Below are 2,041 nucleotides of genomic sequence, written 5' to 3'. Positions count from 1 at the left end.
CTCAGGCGCCGAACCAGAGCTTGATCTCGCGGTCGGCCGACTCGGGCGAGTCGGAGCCGTGGACGAGGTTCTCGCGGTTGGAGAGGGAGAAGTCGCCGCGGATGGTGCCCGGGGCGGCCTTGCGACCGTCGGTGGCACCGTTGAGCGCGCGGACGACCTCGATCGCCTCGTCGCCCTCGAGGACGGCGGCGACGAGCGGGCCGGAGGTGACGAAGTCACGCAGCGGCGGGTACCACGGCTGCTCGACGTGCTCGGCGTAGTGCTCGTCGGCCATGCCCGCGTCGATGGTGCGGTGCTCCAGTTTCACGATCGAGAGGCCCTTGGCCTCGTAGCGGGACAGGATCTCCCCCACCAGGCCCCGGCGGACGGCGTCGGGCTTCAGGATCACGAACGTGCGCTGCGTCATGGGGCCGAGCGTATCGGTGAGGGCCCGCCCGGGCACGTTCGGGCCGGTCGCCGCTGTGCACTTGTCGGCCATGTTGAAACCATGTCGGTGGGATGCGGCAGGATGGCGCCCCGTGACGACAACCCCATCAGCTCCGACGCTCGCAGACTCGATGGCCGCCATCCCGGCCCGCATCGCCGAAGATCTCGGGGTGCGCCCGGCGCAGGTGACCGCAGCGGTCGCCCTGCTCGACGAGGGCTCGACGGTGCCGTTCATCGCGCGCTACCGCAAGGAGGTGACCGGCGGCCTCGACGACGCCCAGCTGCGTACGTTGGAGGAGCGTCTCGGCTACCTGCGCGACCTGGAGGAGCGGCGTGCCGCCGTGCTCGCCGAGATCGCGAAGCAGGACAAGCTCACCCCCGAGCTGCAGGCGTCGATCCTCGCCGCCGACACGAAGGCGCGGCTGGAGGACATCTACCTGCCGTTCAAGCCGAAGCGGCGCACCAAGGCGATGATCGCCCGCGAGAACGGGCTCGAGCCGCTGGCCGACGGGCTGCTGGCCGACCCGTCCCTGGACCCGGTCGTCGAGGCGGAGAAGTACCTCGGGGAACAGGTCGCGGACACCAAGGCCGCGCTCGACGGCGCCCGGGCGATCCTGGTCGAGCGGTTCGGCGAGGACGCCGACCTGATCGGCACGCTGCGGGAGCGGATGTGGAAGCAGGGTCGCCTGGTGACCCGCGTCCGTGAGGGCCGCGAGAACGACCCGGCGGCGGCGAAGTTCTCCGACTACTTCGAGTTCTCGGAGGCGTACGCGTCGCTGCCGTCGCACCGCACCCTGGCCGTTCTCCGCGCGGAGAAGGAGGAGGTTCTCGACGTCACCCTCTCCCCCTACGCCGAGGAGCCGGAGACGACCGGAGTGAGGTCGAGCGGCGAGCTTGCTCGTCCGCTCGCGCCGAACGAGGGAGTAAGCGCGCGGAGCGCGCAGCCGGGCGAGGTGACCGACTACGAGCGCTCGATCGCTGCTCGTTTCGGGATCACGGACTCCGGCCGTCCGGCAGACAAGTGGCTGGCCGAGACGGTGCGGTGGGCGTGGCGTACGCGGATCCTCTTCCGCCTCGAACTCGACATGCGCACGCGGATCCGCACCGCCGCCGAGGAGGCCGCGATCGCGGTCTTCGCCGACAACCTGCGCGACCTGCTGCTGGCCGCGCCGGCCGGCACCCGGGCGACGATGGGCCTCGACCCCGGCATCCGGACGGGCGTGAAGGTGGCCGTCGTCGACGCGACCGGGAAGGTGGTCGACACCTCGACGGTCTACCCGCACGAGCCGCGGCGTGACTGGGACGGATCGCTGGCGACGCTCGCGAAGCTGGCCAAGAAGCACTCGGTCGACCTGATCGCGATCGGCAACGGCACCGCCTCACGCGAGACCGACAAGCTCGCCGCCGACCTGCTCAAGCTGCTGCCGGACCTGAAGATGACCAAGGTGATGGTCTCCGAGGCGGGCGCCTCGGTCTACTCCGCCTCGGCCTACGCCTCCGCCGAGCTTCCGGATCTCGACGTGTCGATCCGTGGGGCGGTGTCGATCGCGCGCCGTCTTCAGGACCCGCTGGCCGAGCTGGTGAAGATCGAGCCGAAGTCGATCGGCGTCGGGCA

Annotated in this window: 2 protein-coding genes; one reads left to right on the top strand and one right to left on the bottom strand. The window is 70.7% G+C overall.

Features of this window, described 5'->3' with window-relative positions; translation table 11 throughout:
• Position 1: 1 nt before the first annotated feature.
• Positions 2-406, bottom strand: coding sequence for a nucleoside-diphosphate kinase (gene ndk / locus VIP82_RS07735; protein WP_008358543.1), 405 nt, complete (start codon positions 404-406; stop codon positions 2-4).
• A gap of 151 nt (positions 407-557) precedes the next feature.
• Between ndk and VIP82_RS07730 the strand changes: the two genes are divergently transcribed.
• On the top strand, positions 558-2,041 hold a 1,484-nt coding region (locus VIP82_RS07730), incomplete at its 3' end, for a Tex-like N-terminal domain-containing protein (protein ID WP_331907306.1).

The organism is Microbacterium sp., assembly GCF_036566905.1.
In the GTDB taxonomy this organism is placed as follows: Bacteria; Actinomycetota; Actinomycetes; order Actinomycetales; family Microbacteriaceae; genus Microbacterium.
This window is presented reverse-complemented; position numbering and strand designations above follow the sequence as displayed.

What these genes read in the sequence shown, in the direction of transcription:
- ndk (WP_008358543.1), bottom strand. Translation starts at nt 406, where the DNA reads ATGACGCAGCGCACGTTCGTGATCCTGAAGCCCGACGCCGTCCGCCGG.